Origin of the sequence: Pseudomonas sp. R84, assembly GCF_009834515.1 — a bacterium.
In the GTDB taxonomy this organism is placed as follows: domain Bacteria; phylum Pseudomonadota; class Gammaproteobacteria; order Pseudomonadales; family Pseudomonadaceae; genus Aquipseudomonas.
In genome coordinates, this window is the sequence record NZ_CP019426.1 from 1,253,458 (window position 1) to 1,271,944 (window position 18,487).

The 18,487-nt window shown below is 60.6% G+C and carries 17 protein-coding genes; 7 read left to right on the forward strand and 10 right to left on the reverse strand.

The features are described from left to right. Positions 1–222: 222 nt before the first annotated feature. A complete protein-coding gene (locus PspR84_RS05560; RefSeq protein WP_160056073.1) occupies positions 223–582 on the forward strand; it encodes a DUF6124 family protein in 360 nt (119 codons plus the stop codon). Between the two features lie 179 nt (positions 583–761). On the opposite strand, the gene nagE is transcribed toward PspR84_RS05560, so the two are convergent. The 7 genes from nagE to PspR84_RS05595 form a co-directional block, all read right to left on the reverse strand. Continuing rightward, positions 762–2,477, reverse strand: a complete 1,716-nt coding sequence (gene nagE / locus PspR84_RS05565) for an N-acetylglucosamine-specific PTS transporter subunit IIBC (RefSeq protein WP_160056075.1) — start codon at positions 2,475–2,477, stop codon at positions 762–764. Between the two features lie 23 nt (positions 2,478–2,500). Beyond that, positions 2,501–5,014 (reverse strand): phosphoenolpyruvate--protein phosphotransferase, encoded by a 2,514-nt coding sequence (gene ptsP / locus PspR84_RS05570; protein ID WP_160056077.1) that lies wholly within the window; start codon positions 5,012–5,014, stop codon positions 2,501–2,503. 34 nt (positions 5,015–5,048) lie between these two features. Further along, positions 5,049–6,071 (reverse strand): SIS domain-containing protein, encoded by a 1,023-nt coding sequence (locus PspR84_RS05575; protein ID WP_160056079.1) that lies wholly within the window; start codon positions 6,069–6,071, stop codon positions 5,049–5,051. Continuing rightward, positions 6,052–7,158: an N-acetylglucosamine-6-phosphate deacetylase gene (gene nagA / locus PspR84_RS05580; protein ID WP_160056081.1), complete on the reverse strand. Its 1,107-nt coding sequence runs from the start codon at positions 7,156–7,158 to the stop codon at positions 6,052–6,054. Before nagA ends, PspR84_RS05575 begins: the two co-directional genes overlap by 20 nt. 39 nt (positions 7,159–7,197) lie before the next feature. After that, positions 7,198–7,929, reverse strand: a complete 732-nt coding sequence (locus PspR84_RS05585; protein WP_077571250.1) for a GntR family transcriptional regulator — start codon at positions 7,927–7,929, stop codon at positions 7,198–7,200. Positions 7,930–8,212: 283 nt separating this feature from the next. Next, positions 8,213–8,728: a L,D-transpeptidase family protein gene (locus PspR84_RS05590; RefSeq protein WP_160056083.1), complete on the reverse strand. Its 516-nt coding sequence runs from the start codon at positions 8,726–8,728 to the stop codon at positions 8,213–8,215. A gap of 87 nt (positions 8,729–8,815) precedes the next feature. Further along, positions 8,816–9,367, reverse strand: a complete 552-nt coding sequence (locus tag PspR84_RS05595) for an NUDIX hydrolase (protein ID WP_095119357.1) — start codon at positions 9,365–9,367, stop codon at positions 8,816–8,818. 147 nt (positions 9,368–9,514) lie between these two features. Here PspR84_RS05595 and PspR84_RS05600 point away from each other — a divergent pair, with 147 nt between their 5' ends. The 5 genes from PspR84_RS05600 (at position 9,515) to purT (ending at position 12,869) form a co-directional block, all read left to right on the forward strand. After that, positions 9,515–10,114: a CoA pyrophosphatase gene (locus PspR84_RS05600; RefSeq protein ID WP_160056085.1), complete on the forward strand. Its 600-nt coding sequence runs from the start codon at positions 9,515–9,517 to the stop codon at positions 10,112–10,114. 47 nt (positions 10,115–10,161) lie between these two features. Then, complete coding sequence (locus PspR84_RS05605) at positions 10,162–10,686, forward strand: gamma carbonic anhydrase family protein (RefSeq protein WP_007954617.1); 525 nt, start codon at positions 10,162–10,164, stop codon at positions 10,684–10,686. Beyond that, positions 10,683–10,892 carry a DUF1289 domain-containing protein gene (locus tag PspR84_RS05610; RefSeq protein ID WP_007908996.1) on the forward strand — a complete coding sequence of 70 codons (210 nt, stop codon included), beginning with the start codon at positions 10,683–10,685 and terminating at the stop codon, positions 10,890–10,892. The genes PspR84_RS05605 and PspR84_RS05610 overlap by 4 nt, the downstream gene beginning before the upstream one ends. Before the next feature lie 227 nt (positions 10,893–11,119). Continuing rightward, positions 11,120–11,587 carry a VUT family protein gene (locus PspR84_RS05615; RefSeq protein WP_160056087.1) on the forward strand — a complete coding sequence of 156 codons (468 nt, stop codon included), beginning with the start codon at positions 11,120–11,122 and terminating at the stop codon, positions 11,585–11,587. A gap of 100 nt (positions 11,588–11,687) precedes the next feature. Beyond that, positions 11,688–12,869: a formate-dependent phosphoribosylglycinamide formyltransferase gene (gene purT, locus PspR84_RS05620; protein ID WP_016986367.1), complete on the forward strand. Its 1,182-nt coding sequence runs from the start codon at positions 11,688–11,690 to the stop codon at positions 12,867–12,869. A gap of 99 nt (positions 12,870–12,968) precedes the next feature. Here the strand turns inward: purT and PspR84_RS05625 are convergent, their stop codons facing one another. The 3 genes from PspR84_RS05625 to ccsA all read right to left on the reverse strand — a co-directional run bounded on the left by PspR84_RS05625 (position 12,969) and on the right by ccsA (position 16,618). Continuing rightward, the gene (locus tag PspR84_RS05625; RefSeq protein WP_160056089.1) at positions 12,969–14,285 is read right to left on the reverse strand and encodes an MFS transporter; all 1,317 of its coding nucleotides are present in this window, start codon (positions 14,283–14,285) and stop codon (positions 12,969–12,971) included. Positions 14,286–14,551: 266 nt separating this feature from the next. Beyond that, on the reverse strand, positions 14,552–15,793 hold the full coding sequence (locus PspR84_RS05630) for a transporter associated domain-containing protein (RefSeq protein WP_160056091.1): 1,242 nt from the start codon (positions 15,791–15,793) through the stop codon (positions 14,552–14,554). Positions 15,794–15,805: 12 nt separating this feature from the next. Next, entirely contained in the window at positions 15,806–16,618 is an 813-nt protein-coding gene (gene ccsA, locus PspR84_RS05635) for a cytochrome c biogenesis protein CcsA (protein ID WP_007908989.1), read from the reverse strand. A gap of 210 nt (positions 16,619–16,828) precedes the next feature. On the opposite strand from ccsA, the gene ffh reads away from it, so the two are divergent. Beyond that, positions 16,829–18,205, forward strand: coding sequence for a signal recognition particle protein (ffh, locus tag PspR84_RS05640; RefSeq protein ID WP_008081630.1), 1,377 nt, complete (start codon positions 16,829–16,831; stop codon positions 18,203–18,205). The last annotated feature ends 282 nt before the right edge of the window (positions 18,206–18,487 follow it).

The window sequence follows — 18,487 nt, forward strand, 5'->3', positions numbered from 1 at the left end:
GGTGTGAGAACCCGGTAAGAGGTTTTAATCAAACGTCAGTAGCACCATAATCGCCGCCAGCTCATTTGCTGCCGGTGATGTTCTATGGCGGCTGTGTGCGGGCGGACTTCGGTTCGGCCGGGTTGATCTCTTACCGGTTTCTCACTCCGCACATAGCTGCCACCTCTTCGTCGCGTGAGAAACGACCAGTGATGGCTCAATCATTGATTAGAGATCATTGCAATGACTAAGCCCGTACCCGATCCACCCGAAACCAAAACCCCACTCGAAGAAGCTCTCCGCGCCGAAGACCAGGCCCAAAACCGCGAAGCCATCAAACGCGCCCTCGACTTCTACCTAAGCCCCGAACCCGCAAAGCCCCGCCGACCGAGCACCATGTTCATGGTCTGCCCAGAGGTCGACACCGAAAGCCTGCTCGCTCACGCCTGCGAGTCATTAGCCTCGGCAAGTACCGCCGCCAGCAACTTCGCCAATGAGCTAAACGGTTCTCAGCGCAGCACCGCGCTAGGCATCCAGCAAATCATCATGCTCGCCGAACTCGCGGTAAACCGGGCGCTGGATCGAGTCGATCCACAAACCTGACGATCGCGTCATCGTTCATCGCCAGCAGGCTGGCTCCCACAGTTGAAACGCATTCCCTTGTGGGGCCTGGCTTGCCAGCGATGACGCCGATCCAGACAACCCAAGTCTGGCAGAACGCACACACTCCAAACTGTGGGAGCTAGCCTGCTAGCGATGAGGCCTGTCCAAACACCAGACCTCTAAACCTTGGCGCTGACCTCGCTGCGATTGACCAACGCTTCAAGCGCTCCACTCAAACTCGCAGCCTTATCCCCCACCAGCAAATGCCAAACCCCACCCTCCAACTGGCTGACACCCTGACAACCCAGCTCTTTCAACTGCGCCTCGGACAACGCCTTGCCATCCGCCAACAGCAAGCGAATCCGGCTCATGGCAATGCAATCCAGTTGCAGCACGTTGTCGCCACCGCCCAGTGCGGTCAGCCATTGCTGCGCTTCGGAGCCGGCAATCACAGCGGCTTTCGACTCATCAGCAACAACAGATGTCTCAACCAGAACGGCACGTCCCAGAGAAGGCATCGCCAGACGAATCTCATCAGCAATACTGTCCGCCATTGGACCGACAACCACCTGCAAACTTCCACCCTTGCCCGGACGCACAACCGCCATCGCCCCCAGCACTTTCAGCTCAGCATCCGACGCCTTGTTGCGATCGACCATCTCCAGTCGCAACCGCGTAGTGCAGGCGCCAACGGTGACCAAATTCTCCGCCCCACCCAATGCCTTGATGTAAGCACTGGCGCGTTCGTTTTCAGTGAGGACCGCTTTCTCAGCAGCAGCCACATCCTCGCGCCCCGGCGTCTTCAGATTGAAGCGACGAATACAGAAATCAAACACCGCGTAATACACCACGGCATACGCCAGCCCGACAGGAATCACTAACCAGCCATTGGTGGATCGGCCCCAACCCAACACCATGTCGATGAACCCGCCGGAGAAGGTGAAACCGAGGTGAATGTTCAACGCATTGGTGATCGCCATCGACAACCCGGTCAGCAGCGCATGCAGCAGATACAACAACGGCGCCAAAAACATGAAGGCAAATTCAATCGGCTCGGTCACCCCAGTCAAAAACGACGTCAAGGCCATCGACAGAAAAATCCCGCCCATCACCTTGCGCCGTTCCGGCAGGGCATTGCGATACATCGCCAGGCAAGCGGCGGGCAGGCCGAAGATCATCATCGGGAACATGCCGGTCATGAACTGGCCGCCCTTCGGATCACCGGCGAAGTAGCGCGACAGGTCGCCCGTCACCAGTGCGCCTGTGGTTGGGTCGGTGAAGTTGCCGAATACAAACCACGCCATGTTGTTGAGGATGTGGTGCAGGCCGGTGACGATCAGCAGGCGGTTGAACACGCCAAACACAAACGCGCCGAGGCTGCCGCTTTCCATCATCAGCGCACCAAAAGCGTTGATGCCGTGCTGGATCGGCGGCCAGATATAGCCGAAGACCACGCCCAGACCGACCGCTGCAAACCCGGTGACAATCGGCACAAACCGCCGCCCGCCGAAGAACGCCAGGTACTCCGGCAGCTTGATGTTCTTGAAGCGGTTGTACAGCGCGCCGGCCATCAGGCCGCTGACGATCCCGGCGAGCATGCCCATGTTGATGCTCGCGTCGAGCACCTTGAGCGTGGAGATCATCACCAGATAACCGATCACCCCGGCGAGGCCGGCGGTGCCGTTGTTGTCCTTGGCGAAACCGACGGCGATGCCGATGGCGAAGATCATCGCCAGGTTGGCGAAGATCACTTGGCCGGCATCGTGAATGATTGCGATGTTCAGCAGGTCGGTGTCACCCAGGCGCAGCAGCAGGCCGGCAATCGGCAGGATCGCGATCGGCAGCATCAGCGCACGGCCGAGGCGTTGCAGGCCTTCGATGAAGAGTTGGTACATGGCGTTTGTCCTTGTTGTTTTTGTTAGCGCAGAGGCCAATGTTGATGACAGGCGTGACGCACCGCAGCCGCACTGCTCAGCTTGAGCAGGTCACGGGCGAGGCGTTGGCATTCGGCTTCATGCAGTTGGCGCACGCGATCCTTGATTTCACCGATCTGCACCGGGCTGACCGACAATTCGGTGACGCCCAGACCGATCAACACCGGTGTGGCCAGCGGATCGGAGGCGAGGGCCCCGCAGACACCGACCCAGCGTTTGTGCACTGCCGCGCCTGCGCAGGTCATGGCGATCAGGCGCAGCAGCGCCGGGTGCAGGGCATCGACGCGGGCGGCCAGACCTGCGTGATCGCGATCCATGGCCAATGTGTATTGCGACAAATCGTTGGTGCCGATCGAGAGGAAGTCGGCATGTTCGGCGAGTTGTTCGGCTTGCAGCGCGGCGGCGGGGACTTCGATCATCACGCCGATTTCCGGGCGTTGGCTGATACCGAGTTCGATGCACAGGGCATCGACGCGCTGGCGAATGTGCAGCAGCTCATCGACTTCGGTGACCATCGGCAACAGGATCCGGCAGCGCTGCAGCGGGCTGACTTGCAGCAGCGCGCGCAATTGCTGATCGAGAACTTCCGGGCGGGCCTGAGCCAGACGAATGCCGCGCAGGCCGAGCACCGGGTTGGCTTCCGCCGGCAGCGGTAGATAGTCGAGGTGCTTGTCGCCGCCGACGTCGATGGTGCGGATGATTACTGACTTGTCGCCCATCGCATCGATCACAGCCTGGTATGCACTGCGCTGCTCTTCGACGTCTGGAGCGGTCTTGCGATCAACGAACAAAAACTCAGTGCGCAGCAAACCAACACCATCGGCACCGTTGGCAAAGGCATCTGCCGCTTCACCGCTGGAGGCGACATTGGCGACGACTTCGATGTGCACGCCATTTCGCGTTTCGGCTGGCAGGTGAGCTTTGGCCTGCTGCGCGTCGCGACGTTGCTGGCGATCAATTTGCATCTGTTGAACTTCAGCCAGACGATCGGCATTCGGTGTCAGTTCGAGACGTCCACCGTCAGCATCGAGCACCACCGAATGACCTTGCGGCTGATCAAGCAATGCCGAACCCAGCGCCACCATGCACGGCAGCCCTTTGCCGCGCGCCAGAATCGCCACATGCGAAGTCGCGCCACCCGCGGCCATGCATAACCCGGCGACACCTTGCGCGCTGAGTTGCAGCAAATCCGAGGGCGTCAGTTCATGTGCGGCAACAATGGCGCCTGCCGGCACGTCGTAATTCCACGCCTCACCGAGCAACGCACGTAGCACGCGTTGCTTGAGGTCGCGCAGATCGTTGGCGCGTTCGGCCAGCAGCGCGCTGCCGGTGTGCTGCAGCATTTCGCACTGCACGTCGATCGACTGACTCCAGGCGTGAGTTGCCGCACAACCTTGTTCTATGGATCGCTGTGCAGCGTCGAGCAGCGCCGGGTCTTCGAGCAGTGCCAGATGCGCGGCGAAGATCGCTTCTTCGTCGGCACTCTTGTGTTTTTTCGCTTGAGCGAGAGTGCCGTCGATTTCGTTGCGCACTTGTGTCAGCGCGGCTTCAAAAATCTGCTGCTGTTGCAGCGGGTCATGATTGCCCGGATCCGCCGGCAAGCTGATCGTGTTCAAACGGAACAGTGGCCCGCCAACTAAACCTGGCGCGGCGCAGACACCGTGCAAAACACCTGCCTCGGCCGGGCGTTTAATAGCGGCAACATCGACCGGTGCCGCCGCGTGATGATCATCCGGCAGCGCTGTGGCCAACGCCGTGATCAACGCTTGCAGCGCCGCCTCAGCATCCGGCCCCTGACAGCTGATCTGCACCTCATCCTGCTCGCCAACCGCCAGGCCCATCAAACCGATCAGGCTGTTGCACGGCGCCGATTTACCGGCGAAGTGCAGTCGCGACTGACTCTTGAAACCCTGCGCAGTCTGTCGAATCAGCGCCGCAGGGCGCGCATGCAAACCGCCGCGATGCGCCACCAGCACATGAGCATGAACCTCCGGCCCGCCGACGACGTCTGCGCTCGAGGCAGAGCCGTTACGCGCCACAATGTGCAGCAGCGGCTCGCCGACTTTCACGGCTTTGAGCGTAATCGGCCGTACCTGAAAATCCTGGCTGTTGGTCAGGATCAACAAGCTGACGAGGCTTTTGCATTGCTGGCCGACCTTGTCCAGGTCATAGCGCAACAACGGCTGGCCCTTACTGACGCGGGTGCCATCCTTGACCAGCATCGAGAAGCCTTCGCCGTTCAACTCAACGGTGTCGAGCCCCAGGTGCAGGAGGATTTCCGCGCCGTTGTCGGCCCGCAAAGTGAGCGCGTGGCCGGTGCGCGCGACGTGAATGATCACCCCGGCGCACGGCGAGTACAGGGTGTCGTTGATCGGGTCGATGGCAATGCCGTCGCCCATCGCGCCGCTGGCGAACACCGCGTCCGGGACTTTGGCGAGCGTGAGCACCGGGCCGCTGAGCGGGGCGCTGAGGGTCAGCTCTTTATTGTTGTTGTGCATGGCTCGGTCTCATCAGGTGTGCAGTCATTCGGACTTAGTGCGTGCGGGTCACTTTGCTCAGGTGGCGCGGCTGATCCGGGTCCATGCCACGGGCCACGGCCAGACCGGCAGCCATCACATAGAAACTCTGAATTGCCAGAATCGGATCGAGGGCCGGGTGCTCGGCGCGGGTCAGCGTCAGATCGCGTTCGCTCACGTCGTCCGGCGCGGCCAGCAAGACGCGGGCGCCGCGTTGACGCATCTCCGCCGCAAGACTCAGCAGGCCAGCCTGCTCGGCGCCGCGTGGCGCGAAGACCAGCAACGGATAGTGTTCGTCGATCAGCGCCATCGGGCCGTGACGGACTTCGGCGCTGCTGAATGCTTCGGCCTGAATGGCCGAGGTTTCCTTGAATTTCAGCGCCGCCTCTTGGGCGATGGCAAAACCGGCACCGCGACCGATGACCATCAGCCGCTCGCAATCGCGCAGCGCTTCGATGGCCACGCTCCAGTCCTGTTTCGCTGCATCGCGCAGGCCTTCAGGCAAGGCGTTGCCGGCTTCGAGAAGTTCGCTATCCTCTTTCCAGTGCGCGATCAAACGGGCGCTGGCGCTGAGGGTGGCGATAAAGCTTTTGGTCGCGGCGACGCTGCTTTCAGTGCCGGCGAGTAGCGGCACGCTGAATTCGCACGCGGCTTCCAGTGGTGAATCGGCGGCGTTGACCATCGACACGCTCAGCGCGCCACGCTTGCGCAACAGGCGCAAGCTGTTGACCAGATCCGGGCTCTGCCCCGATTGCGAAAACGCGAACGCGACCTGACCGCTGACCTTCAACGGCGCCTGCTGCATGGTCACCACCGACATCGGCAACGACGCCACCGGCACGCCCAGTTGCTGCATGGTCAGGTAGGCGAAGTAGCTCGCCGCGTGGTCGGAGCTGCCGCGCGCAACGGTCATCGCCACTTGCGGTGGCTGACGGCGCAGGCGCCCGGCGATCTCGATCATTTGCGGGTCGAGCTGTTGCAGTTGGGCTTGCACGGCCTCGAACGAGGACAGCGCCTCCTCAAGCATTTTTGAAGTCAATGTCTTCTCCTTCGACCATGACGGCGGTCAGTGTGAGTGAGCGATCCAGCCGCACGCAGTCGGCCCAGGCGCCTGGTGCAAGGCGCCCGCGTTCGGTGATGCCGAGGTAGTCGGCGGGGAATTGCGACAGGCGCTGCGAGGCTTCGGCGATCGGCAACCCGATCTTCACCAGATTGCGCAGGGCCTGATCCATGGTCAGCGTGCTGCCGGCCAAGGTGCCGTCGGGCAGCCGCACGCCGCCCAGGCATTTGGTCACGGTGTGGCTGCCAAGCTTGTATTCACCGTCGGGCATGCCGGCGGCCGCGGTCGAATCGGTGACGCAATACAGGCACGGGATCGAGCGCAGGGCCACGCGGATGGCGCCGGGGTGCACGTGCAGCAAATCCGGAATCAGCTCGGCGAATTTGGCGTGAGCCAGCGCAGCGCCGACGATGCCCGGCTCGCGGTGATGCAGCGGGCTCATGGCGTTGTAAAGGTGAGTGAAACTGGTCGCGCCGGCATCCAGTGCGGCGACGCCTTCCTCGTAACTGCCGAGGGTGTGGCCGATCTGCATGCGCACGCCACGGCTGCTCAGCTCACGAATCAAACCGTCGTGGCCGGCGATTTCCGGGGCAATCGTGATCACCCGAATCGGCGCCAATGCCAGATACTCTTCGACTTCGGCCATCAACGCGGTGTGGGCGAAGTTCGGTTGCGCGCCGAGTTTTCCCGGATTGATGTACGGACCTTCGAGGTGTACGCCGAGGACCCGCGCGGCACCTTTCGGACGCTGTTCGCAGAACTCTCCTACTTCCTTCAGGACGCTGGAGATCTCGGTGCTCGGCGCGGTCATGGTGGTGGCCAGCAGCGAGGTGGTGCCGAAACGCACGTGGGTTCTGGTGATGGTTTCGAAAGCGCTGGCGCCTTCCATGATGTCTTTGCCACCACCGCCGTGAACGTGCAGGTCGATGAAGCCCGGCAGCAGATACGGCAGGTCATTGCTCGCCGGATCGCAGGGCACGCCTTCGATCGACACGACTTTGCCGTGTTCGTGGATCAGCCGGCCGCGAATCCAGCCGCTGGCGGTGAGGATGTTGTCTTCGGACATTTCGGTTCTCGCTTTGGGCCGTTTTAGCGGCGCAGCTCTTTATCTACGAAGCTCTGCAACAAAGTCGTAGTAGTCGTTGCGGCAATAGGTGTCGGTGACTTCGATCGGCGTGTTGTCTTCGAGGTAGCCGACCCGGGTCATCAGCAACATGGCGGTGCCGGGGGCGATGCCGACCAGCGCGGCGAACTCGTCCGAGGCGTTGATTGCCTGAATGTGTTGCAGGGCGCGGACGATCGGTTTGCCGATGCCGTCGAGGTACTCGTAGAGCGAATCGCCGACCCGTTGCGGCTTGGGCATGATCGAGGCGGGCAGGGTGCTCATCTCGATGGCCATGACCGTGTCATCGGCTTTGCGCAGACGCTTCATGCGCGCGACCTTGTCGTTCGGCGACAGGCTGAGGCGGATCAGTTCTTCGTGAGTCGGCAGGGTGATTTCACGTTCCAGCCAGTGTGAGCTGGGTACGAAGCCCTTGAGACGAAGCATTTCGCTGAAGCCCGAAAGGCGCGACAGCGGTTGTTCGAGGCGTGGGGTAATGAAGGTGCCGGAGCCTTGCAAGCGGCGGATCAGGCCTTGATCGAGGAGGACTTCCAGCGCCTTGCGCGCAGTCACTCGGGAGATGCCCAGTTGCTCGCTGAGGTTGCGTTCCGAGGGCATCGCCTGCTCGGACTTCCACTGCCCGGCATGAATCGCAGCTTCCAGATTGCGCGCCAGCTGCAGGTACAGCGGCGTCGGCTGGGAGTCGTCCGGGCGTAGGGTATGGAGGTCGTTCATGTAGGGCATTTCCGTCGCGAGTATAGGATTGTTGTGGCTCGCTTGTGGGGCGGAAATTAATACCACTTGAATACCATGTCAACGCAGGCAATGGGCAGTTAATCCAATGAAATGGCGGGTTTTAGAGGGGGTGGTTTGAAGTGGTATTAAAGGTGGGCTGTAAAAAGCAAAAGATCGCAGCCTGCGGCAGCTCCTACAGTTGAGAGTGGTATCACCCTTGTAGGCGCTGCCGCAGGCTGCGATCTTTTGATTTATTTTTTTGCGGGTGACCAATGGTCAGGGATTAAGGGCGGATTTCGACCATCGTGCCGTCCGGCACCAGGCTCCACACTTCGCGCATATCGACGTTGCGCATGGCGACGCAGCCGTCAGTCCAGTCCAGGGTATGGAACAGGTCTTCCGGGGTTTCTTCCGAATCCGGCGTGCCGTGGATCATGATCATCCCGCCGGGTTCGACGCCTTCACGCCGGGCGCGGGCCGAGTCGCTGATGTTCGGGTAGGAAATGTGCATCGACAGATTGAATTTGTCGCTGGTCTTGCGCCAGTCGATCCAATAGAAACCTTCCGGCGTACGCTTGTCGCCTTCAATCAGTTTCGGACCTTTCTTCGCACCTTTGCCCAAGGAAATGCGATAGGTTTTCAGTGGCTTGCCGTCGGCGATCAACTGCAGTTGATGCGCCGATTTGAGCACCAGGACTTTCTCGATGAGCGGGGTATTCGCAGGCGTCACGGTGGTCACGAATGACGCTTGGGAGACGGTAACGAACGACAGGCAGAACAGGGCAAGCAACCAGCGCATTGAAACGATTCCCCAGGAATGACGCAGATACATGATTTATAGGTGTTGTGCAGACGTGCTCGGGTTATCGGCTGGCCGGCGACGAAATCAAGTAATGGCAGGCTGAGCAAGCGGCGGAATCGATTCCGAACGAACCGGATACACCTCAACACGCCGATCAGCAAAGAAGCATTCTAAGGTACGCCCCACCGTGCGGAAAGCCAGCTCGTCCCACGGGATGTCGGCTTCGTCAAATAGTTGTACTTCGAGGCTCTCGGGGCCGGCGGCAAAGTCCAGATCGACCAGCTCGGCACGAAAGAATACATGCACCTGACTGATGTGCGGTACGTCGATCAGCGTATAGATGCTCAGGTTGCGCACCCGGGCGCAGGCTTCTTCGGCAGTCTCGCGCACGGCGGCCTGCTCGATGGTCTCGCCGTTTTCCATGAAACCGGCGGGCAACGTCCAGTAACCGAGGCGCGGTTCGATGGCGCGACGGCAGAGCAACACTTTGGTGCCCCAGGTCGGCACGCAGCCGGCGACAATATTGGGGTTCTGATAGTGAATGGTCTGACAGCTGTCACAGACAAATCGCAGCCGCGAATCGCCTTCGGGAATGCGCTGGGTGACCGGGTTACCGCAGTGGCTGCAAAATTTCATGCTGGGCTTCCTGAATGCTGCGCCTATCTTGGCGTGCAGCGGTGCCGGTCGGCAAGTTGTCGTTTCGCGACACGACGGGTTTCGGGGGCTTGGGCGCTCGCAATGATTGGTGCATGATGCAGGGTAAGGCACTGATCGAGAACACTCATGCTGGACGAGCTACTGCATAGGGTTAGCAACCACACACCGCGCACGCTGGAGACTGATACACGTTTCCCCGAGGCCGCCGTTCTGGTGCCGATTACTCGCAGTGACGAGCCGGAACTGCTGCTGACCTTGCGCGCCAGCGGGCTCTCGACCCACGGCGGCGAAGTCGCCTTCCCTGGTGGTCGCCGCGATCCGGAAGATCCGGATCTGATTTTTACCGCGCTGCGAGAGGCCGAGGAAGAAATCGGTCTGCCGCCCGGACTGGTCGAAGTCATCGGCCCGCTCAGCCCGCTGATTTCCCTGCACGGCATCAAGGTCACGCCTTATGTCGGCGTTATTCCCGACTTTGTTGAATACCGCGCCAACGACGCCGAAATCGCTGCCGTTTTCAGCGTGCCGCTGGAATTCTTCCGTAAAGACCCTCGTGAACACACGCACCGCATCGACTATCAGGGCCGCAGTTGGTACGTGCCGAGCTATCGCTACGGCGATTTCAAGATCTGGGGCCTGACGGCGATCATGATCGTCGAGTTGATCAATCTGCTCTATGACGCCAAGATCAGCCTGCACCAACCGCCGAAAAGCTTTATCAACACCTGAAGCCGTCGTTCGAACGGCCACTCACCGTGAGCCCTGAGGAAAACAAGATGAAATACCGCTTGGGCGACGCCCGTGTCGAGACCCATCCACAGAGCTGGGTCGCCCCCAATGCCGTGCTGGTGGGCAAGGTCAAACTGGAAGAGGGCGCCAACGTCTGGTTCAACGCCGTGCTGCGCGGCGACAACGAACTGATCCTGATCGGCAAGAACAGCAACGTCCAGGACGGCACCGTGATGCACACCGACATGGGCTATCCGCTGACCATCGGCACCGGCGTGACCATCGGCCACAATGCGATGCTGCATGGCTGCACCGTCGGCGATTACAGCCTGATCGGCATTAACGCGGTGATTCTCAACGGCGCGAAGATCGGCAAGAACTGCATCATCGGCGCCAATTCGCTGATTGGTGAAGGCAAGGAAATTCCCGATGGTTCGCTGGTGATGGGCTCGCCGGGCAAGGTCGTGCGAGAGCTGACCGAGCCGCAGAAGAAGATGCTTGAGGCCAGCGCCGCCCACTATGTGCATAACTCGCAGCGTTATGCCCGCGATCTGGTTGAGCAGGAAGAATGAACACGCCAGAAAGACCCGTCGCCTCGCCGTGCGTGAATATTTGTGCGCTGGATGAGGCTGACATCTGTACCGGCTGTCAGCGTACGGTCGAGGAAATCACCCGCTGGGGCCGGATGACCAATGACGAGCGCCGCGTGGTGTTGGGGTTGTGTCATGAGCGGGCGAAGGCGAGTGGGTTGGTGTGGATGATCCCTTCGAAGTCGTGATCGGCTTGGGACGGCCCTCACCCTAGCCCTCTCCCAGGGGGAGAGGGGACTGACCGAGGTGTCTTACGCTATACGCCGACTTGGCATACCGAGTCGGACTCAGGATTTGAAAAGCCCCCGATCTGCTCCCTTTCCCCCTCGCCCCTTGGGGAGAGGGCTGGGGTGAGGGGGTAGCTCTTGATTTGCCGGTCAAGTAACCTGTGCGCCAATCTGCCAGGTCGCCCGCCATGATTTTCCTCATCGCCTACATCAGCAGCGTCGTGCTGATCAACTTCGCCTTTTCCACCGCGCCGCACCTGGACATCATCTGGTCGGCCTGGGGTGGTCTGGTGTTCGTGCTGCGCGACATGGTGCAAACTCGCTTCGGTCACGGCGCGATCGTGGCGATGCTGGCGGCGCTGGTACTGTCTTACGTCACCTCCGATCCTTCCATTGCCCTTGCCAGCGCCACAGCGTTCGCGGTCTCCGAGTGCATCGACTGGCTGGTATTCAGCATCACCAAGCGCCCATTGCGCGACCGCTTGTGGATCAGTTCGGCGCTGAGCATTCCCATCGATACGTTCATCTTCTTCGGTATGATCGACCTGCTGACGCCGCCGGTGATCATTACTGCTCTGCTGTCGAAATTCGCCGGTGTCACCGCCGTCTGGCTGATCATGGCCTGGCGTGAGCGCAAACAGGCCGTCGCCGGCTGAAGCCAAAGCCTCAGGTTCATGTAAAATGCCGCGCTTTCTCCCCATGGAAAGCGCGTCAGGCGTTGCTTTCCTCGATGATCCGCTTCTTTGAGGACCTGAGATGACCCGTATCGGAACTCCATTGTCGCCGACCGCGACCCGCGTATTGCTGTGTGGCTGTGGTGAGTTGGGCAAGGAAGTGGTGATCGAGCTGCAACGCCTGGGCGTTGAAGTGATCGCCGTTGACCGTTACGCCAACGCGCCGGCCATGCAAGTTGCCCATCGCAGCCACGTGATCAACATGCTCGACGGCGCCGCTTTGCGCGCGGTGATCGAAGCCGAGAAGCCGCACTTCATCGTGCCGGAAATCGAAGCCATCGCCACCGCCACCCTGGTTGAGCTGGAAGCCGAAGGCTTCACCGTGATCCCGACCGCGCGCGCTGCGCAACTGACCATGAACCGCGAAGGCATCCGTCGTCTGGCCGCTGAAGAGCTGGACCTGCCGACCTCGCCTTACCACTTTGCCGACACCTTCGAGGACTACAGCAAAGCCGTCGAAGACCTGGGTTTCCCATGCGTCGTCAAACCGGTGATGAGCTCGTCGGGCAAAGGCCAGAGTCTGCTGCGCAGCGTCGATGACGTGCAGAAGGCCTGGGATTACGCGCAGGAGGGCGGTCGCGCCGGTAAAGGCCGGGTGATCATCGAAGGCTTCATCGATTTCGATTACGAAATCACCTTGCTGACCGTGCGCCACATCGGCGGCACTACGTTCTGCGCACCGGTCGGTCACCGTCAGGAGAAGGGCGACTATCAGGAGTCGTGGCAGCCACAAGCCATGAGCCCGATTGCCCTGGCTGAATCCGAGCGTGTTGCCAAAGCGGTAACCGAGGCACTGGGCGGCCGTGGTCTGTTCGGCGTGGAGCTGTTCATCAAAGGTGATCAGGTATGGTTCAGCGAAGTGTCGCCGCGTCCGCACGACACCGGTCTGGTGACGCTGATTTCCCAGGATCTGTCGCAGTTCGCTTTGCACGCCCGCGCGATTCTGGGTCTGCCAGTGCCGTTGATTCGTCAGTTCGGGCCATCGGCTTCGGCGGTGATTCTGGTGGAAGGGCAATCGACCCAGACCGCATTCGCCAACCTCGGCGCTGCGTTGAGCGAGCCGGACACGGCGTTGCGTCTGTTTGGTAAGCCAGAGGTGAATGGTCAGCGTCGCATGGGCGTGGCGCTGGCGCGGGATGAGTCGATCGAGGCTGCTCGTGCCAAGGCGACCCGCGCTGCTCAGGCTGTTGTCGTAGAACTGTAAAGTTGCGACATTCGCGAGCAGGCTCGCTCCCACAGGTTTCTGTGTATGTCACAGACCTAATGTGGGAGCGAGCCTGCTCGCGAAGCTTTTGATCTTCTGTCAGGCAACCCGATTCAGATCGTTATCCCTCGTCTCTTTCAGACACAGCACCGCAATCAAGCTCAGCACCGCCGCCCCCGACACATACCCGCCGACATAACTCAGACCACCCATCGCCACCAGTTTCTGCGCAAAGAACGGCGCCGCCGAGGCCCCGACAATGCCGCCCAGGTTATACGCCGCCGAAGCGCCGGTATAACGCACATGGGTCGGAAACAGCTCAGGCAACAGTGCCCCCATCGGCGCAAACGTCACGCCCATCAAGAACAGCTCGATGCACAGAAACAGTGCCACGCCCCAGGTCGAGCCCTGAGTCAGCAGCGGCTCCATCAGAAATCCGGACAGAATTGCCAGCACGCCACCGATGATCAGCACCGGTTTGCGCCCGTAACGGTCGCTGGCCCACGCGGACAGTGGCGTAGCGGCGGCCATGAACAGCACGGCGAAACACAGCAACCCAAGGAACGTTTCACGGCTATAGCCGAGTGTGGAAACCCCGTAACTCAGGGAGAACACCGTCGAGATATAGAACAGCGCATAGCACACCACCATCGCTGCCGCGCCCAGCAACGTTGGTGCCCAATACTGGCTGAACAGCTCGACCAGCGGGATTTTTACCCGCTCCTGACGGGCGATGGCGTTGGCGAAAACTGGCGTTTCGTGGAGTTTCAGGCGCACATAGAGGCCGACCATCACCAGCACCGCGCTGAGCAGGAACGGAATGCGCCAGCCCCAACTACGGAATTGCTCGTCATCGAGGGTCATGGCCAAGGTCAGGAACAAACCGTTGGCCGCGAGAAAACCAATCGAAGGTCCAAGCTGCGGGAACATGCCGAACCACGCGCGTTTGCCCTTTGGCGCATTTTCCGTGGCGAGGAGGGCAGCGCCACCCCATTCACCGCCCAATCCCAGCCCCTGCCCGAAGCGCAGCACGCACAGCAGAATCGGTGCCCACGCACCAATCGTGGTGTAACCCGGCAGCACGCCGATCAGCGTCGTACACACGCCCATCAACAGCAAGGATGCGACCAGTGTCGATTTGCGCCCGATACGGTCACCAAAATGGCCGAACAACGCCGAGCCCAGCGGTCGGGCGAGGAAGGCAATGCCAAAGGTCAGAAACGCCGAAAGCATCTGTGCGGTGCCGGAGGTCTGCGGAAAGAACACCGGACCGATCACCAGCGCAGCAGCCGTGGCGTAAACATAGAAGTCGTAGAACTCGATCGCGGTGCCGATAAAACTCGCCGTGGCCACGCGGGTAGCGGAGTTGGTCGGTTGGGCAGGCGCGGAGTCGCTGAAAGCGGTACTGGTCGTCATGCGGTGATCCCTGACAGTCATGAGCTCCATTGGAGCGAATTATTATGGTCGAACACCCAGGGATGTGGGATGAGGCGCGGTCGCTGTTTCAGGTAGAAACAGTCGCCGGAGTACAGCGGAAATGGCCGAAACCTGTTGGGTGCGGGGTAAGCACGAGGCTCGGCGGCGCTTGGGTAAGCGCCTCGATTATAGGAAGGGGGCTAACAATCAAACAAGAGCAAAGATCGCGGGGTAGGAGCTGCCGAAGGCTGCGATCTTTTGATCTTTTACCTGGCAGGCACCAAAGCAGGCACAGAAGAGGTATGCCAAATCAGCACTTTGCTAACCCGGTTCTCTTCAGTCTCAAGAATCTCCAGGCGATAACGCCCGATCTTCAAGCAAACCGCACTTTCCGGAATAGTCTCCAACGCCTCGGTCACCAGACCATTCAGCGTTTTCGGACCATCGCTCGGCAAATGCCAGCCCAGGCACTTGTTCAACTCGCGGATCGAAGCGGCACCGTCAATCACCATGCGGCCATCAGACTGCGGATGAATGTGCGGATTATCGATGCTGTGCTCGCTTTCGAACTCGCCGACAATTTCTTCGAGAATATCCTCCAGCGTGACGACACCGAGGACTTCGCCGTATTCGTCGACCACCATGCCGAGGCGCCGCTGCTGCTTGTGGAAATTCAGCAGTTGCAGTTGCAGCGGTGTGCTTTCCGGCACGAAGTAAGGCTCGTAACTGGCCGCTAGCAGCGCCTCGCGGGTCAGATCGCCATTGTTCAGCAAATGTCGGATCTGCCGGGTGTTGAGCACTGCTTCAACTTGGTTGATATCGCTGTGGAACACCGGCAGGCGGGTGCGCTTGTTGTGGCGCAGCTGTTCGATGATCTCGTCGATCGAATCGTCGAGGTTGATACCGTCGACGTCACTGCGCGGCACCAGAATGTCATTGACCGTAATGTTGTCCAGCGCATGAATCCCCGAAACCGGGTGTGCGTGAACCGGGTGCTCCGGATCGTCGTAACGGTCAGCAGGTGAGTCATCCTCACTTTGCTGTACGACTTGAGCCTTGCGCACAAACGGCCGCATCAGCAGGCCACTGATGCGGCTGAACAACCAGGCAAACGGATAAACAATCTTCAGCGGCACCGCCAGCAAGGTATTGCCGAACGCCAGCACCGCATCGGGATAGCGTTGGGCGACGGTACGTGGAAAGTAATCGGCAAACACCAGCAGGATTGCGCCAGCACCGAGGCACGCTGCCCACGGGCCGTTTTCTTCGCAGAGAAAAATCGCCAGCAGCGTCGCAATCACCATGGCGAGCGCACGGCACAAGGTGTTACAGAGAATCAGGCTGTCGAGCGGGAAGCTCAGCTTCGCCAGCGGTTTATCGCTGGCGCGCGAGGCGGTGCGTTGCGCGAGCAGGTGCTGCTGCGCGATTTCGACGGCGGTAAACAGCCCTGACCATAAAATCAGCAGGACAAATACCGCGAGCATCGGCCCTATGGGCAAACCGTCCATTTATGCCGCCCGTCAGATGTGCAGGATGTATTCACGAACCAGTTTGCTGCCGAAATACGCCAACATCAGCAGGCAGAAACCGGCGAGGGTCCAGCGAATCGCCTTGTGACCGCGCCAGCCGAGACGGTTGCGGCCCCACAACAACACGCTGAAGACGATCCAGGCCAGGCACGCCAGCAGGGTCTTGTGCACCAGATGCTGGGCGAACAGGTTCTCGACGAACAGCCAGCCGGAAATCAGCGACAGCGACAGCAGCGTCCAGCCGGCCCAGAGGAAGCCGAACAACAGGCTTTCCATGGTTTGCAGTGGCGGGAAGTTCTTGATCAGCCCGGACGGGTGCTTGTGCTTGAGCTGGTGGTCTTGCACCAGCAGCAACAAGGCCTGGAACACCGCAATGGTGAACATGCCGTAGGCGAGGATCGACAACAGAATATGCGCGAGGATGCCTGGCTCTTCATCGATGATCTGCACCGTGCCGGTCGGCGCGAACTGCGCCAGCAGCACGGTAATTGCGCCCAGCGGGAACAGCAGCACCAGCAAGTTTTCCACCGGAATACGCGAGCAGGCGATCAGCGTCAGGGCGATCACCGCCGCCGCGATCAGGCTGGAGGCGCTGAAGAAGTCCAGGCCCAGACCGATTGGTGTCAGCAAGTGGGTGAGCAGGCTGGCTGCGTGGGCCACCACGGCGAAAGCGCCGAGGCTAACCAGCAGACGTTTGTTCGCCTTGGCGCCAGTGGCCAGACGAGTGCTCTGATAAAGGGTCGCAGCGGCATACAGAAGGGCGGCGGCGAGGGTGGTCAATAAACTGGGTGACAAGGGGAGCATAAATCCTGTTAGGCAGGCCCGAAAGGGGCTGAGTTTGGCATAGAACCGCCATGGCACGAAAGACTCAGGAAGCTGACAGCGAGGTGTCCGCCAGCCGCAGTCTTCGCTATAATCCGCGACCTGCCCACGCGGCAGGCTCGCCGAGCACATGTTGATTCCGGTCTGGGCCGCCATTATCCCGGTCTACACAGGGCCTGAAAGGATCGCGCAATGTTTGAAAACTTAACCGACCGTCTCTCGCAGACGCTGCGCCATGTCACCGGCAAGGCGAAGCTGACCGAGGACAACATCAAAGACACCCTGCGTGAAGTGCGCATGGCGTTGCTCGAAGCCGACGTCGCCCTGCCGGTGGTCAAGGACTTCGTCAATTCGGTCAAGGAACGCGCTGTCGGCACCGAGGTGTCGCGCAGTCTGACGCCGGGCCAGGCGTTCGTGAAGATCGTCCAGGCCGAACTCGAAAGCCTGATGGGCGCAGCCAACGAAGATTTGAACCTGAGCGCCGTGCCGCCCGCCGTCATTCTGATGGCCGGTCTGCAGGGTGCCGGTAAAACCACTACCGCTGGTAAACTGGCGCGCTTCCTTAAAGAGCGCAAGAAGAAGTCGGTCATGGTCGTGTCGGCGGACGTTTACCGTCCTGCTGCTATTAAACAGCTGGAAACCCTGGCCAACGACATCGGCGTGACGTTCTTCCCGTCCGACCTGAGCCAGAAGCCGGTCGACATCGCCACCGCAGCTATTAAAGAAGCCAAACTGAAATTCATCGACGTAGTCATCGTCGACACCGCCGGTCGTCTGCACATCGACGAAGAGATGATGGGCGAGATCAAGGCGCTGCACGCCGCGATCAACCCGGTCGAGACTCTGTTCGTGGTCGACGCCATGACCGGTCAGGATGCCGCTAACACGGCCAAGGCCTTCGGTGATGCGCTGCCGCTGACCGGTGTGATCCTGACCAAGGTCGACGGCGACGCCCGTGGCGGTGCCGCCCTGTCGGTGCGCGCCATCACCGGCAAGCCGATCAAGTTCATCGGTATGGGCGAGAAGAGCGAAGCGCTCGATCCGTTCCACCCTGAGCGTATCGCCTCGCGGATTCTCGGCATGGGCGACGTGCTCAGCCTGATCGAACAGGCTGAAGCGACCCTCGACAAAGACAAGGCCGACAAGCTGGCCAAGAAGCTGAAGAAGGGTAAGGGCTTCGACCTCGAAGACTTCCGCGATCAGCTGCAACAGATGAAGAACATGGGCGGCCTCGGCGGCCTCATGGACAAACTGCCGAGTATCGGCGGCGTCAACCTGTCGCAAATGGGCAATGCCCAGAACGCCGCAGAGAAGCAATTCAAGCAGATGGAAGCCATCATCAACTCCATGACCCCGGCCGAGCGCCGCGACCCTGAGCTGATCAGCGGTTCGCGCAAACGCCGTATCGCCATGGGTTCCGGTACTCAGGTGCAGGACATCGGCCGCTTGATCAAGCAGCACAAGCAGATGCAGAAGATGATGAAGAAATTCACCGCCAAGGGCGGAATGGCGAAAATGATGCGCGGCATGGGCGGAATGTTGCCCGGCGGCGGCATGCCAAAGATGTAAGGTGTCCCGTCTCACCCATTCTGCTCACTTATGGCGGCGTCTGATGCCCTCATGCTGCGTTGCCGCTCCTCGCCATAGCGGGCTATGACTCGTCGCGGCGCCTTGCTTGAGGGCATCAGTCACTCGCCAAAAGTGAGCGAAATGGGTGAGACGGGACACTAGAATCCGCGCCGGTCGTCGCACCGGCGCAGACCCTGCAAGGACGCAGGATCAACAGCAAACCCGCACTCGGCGGGAGCTGACTGGCCGTTTTCATCGACGGCTCTATATGCAGATCTGCAC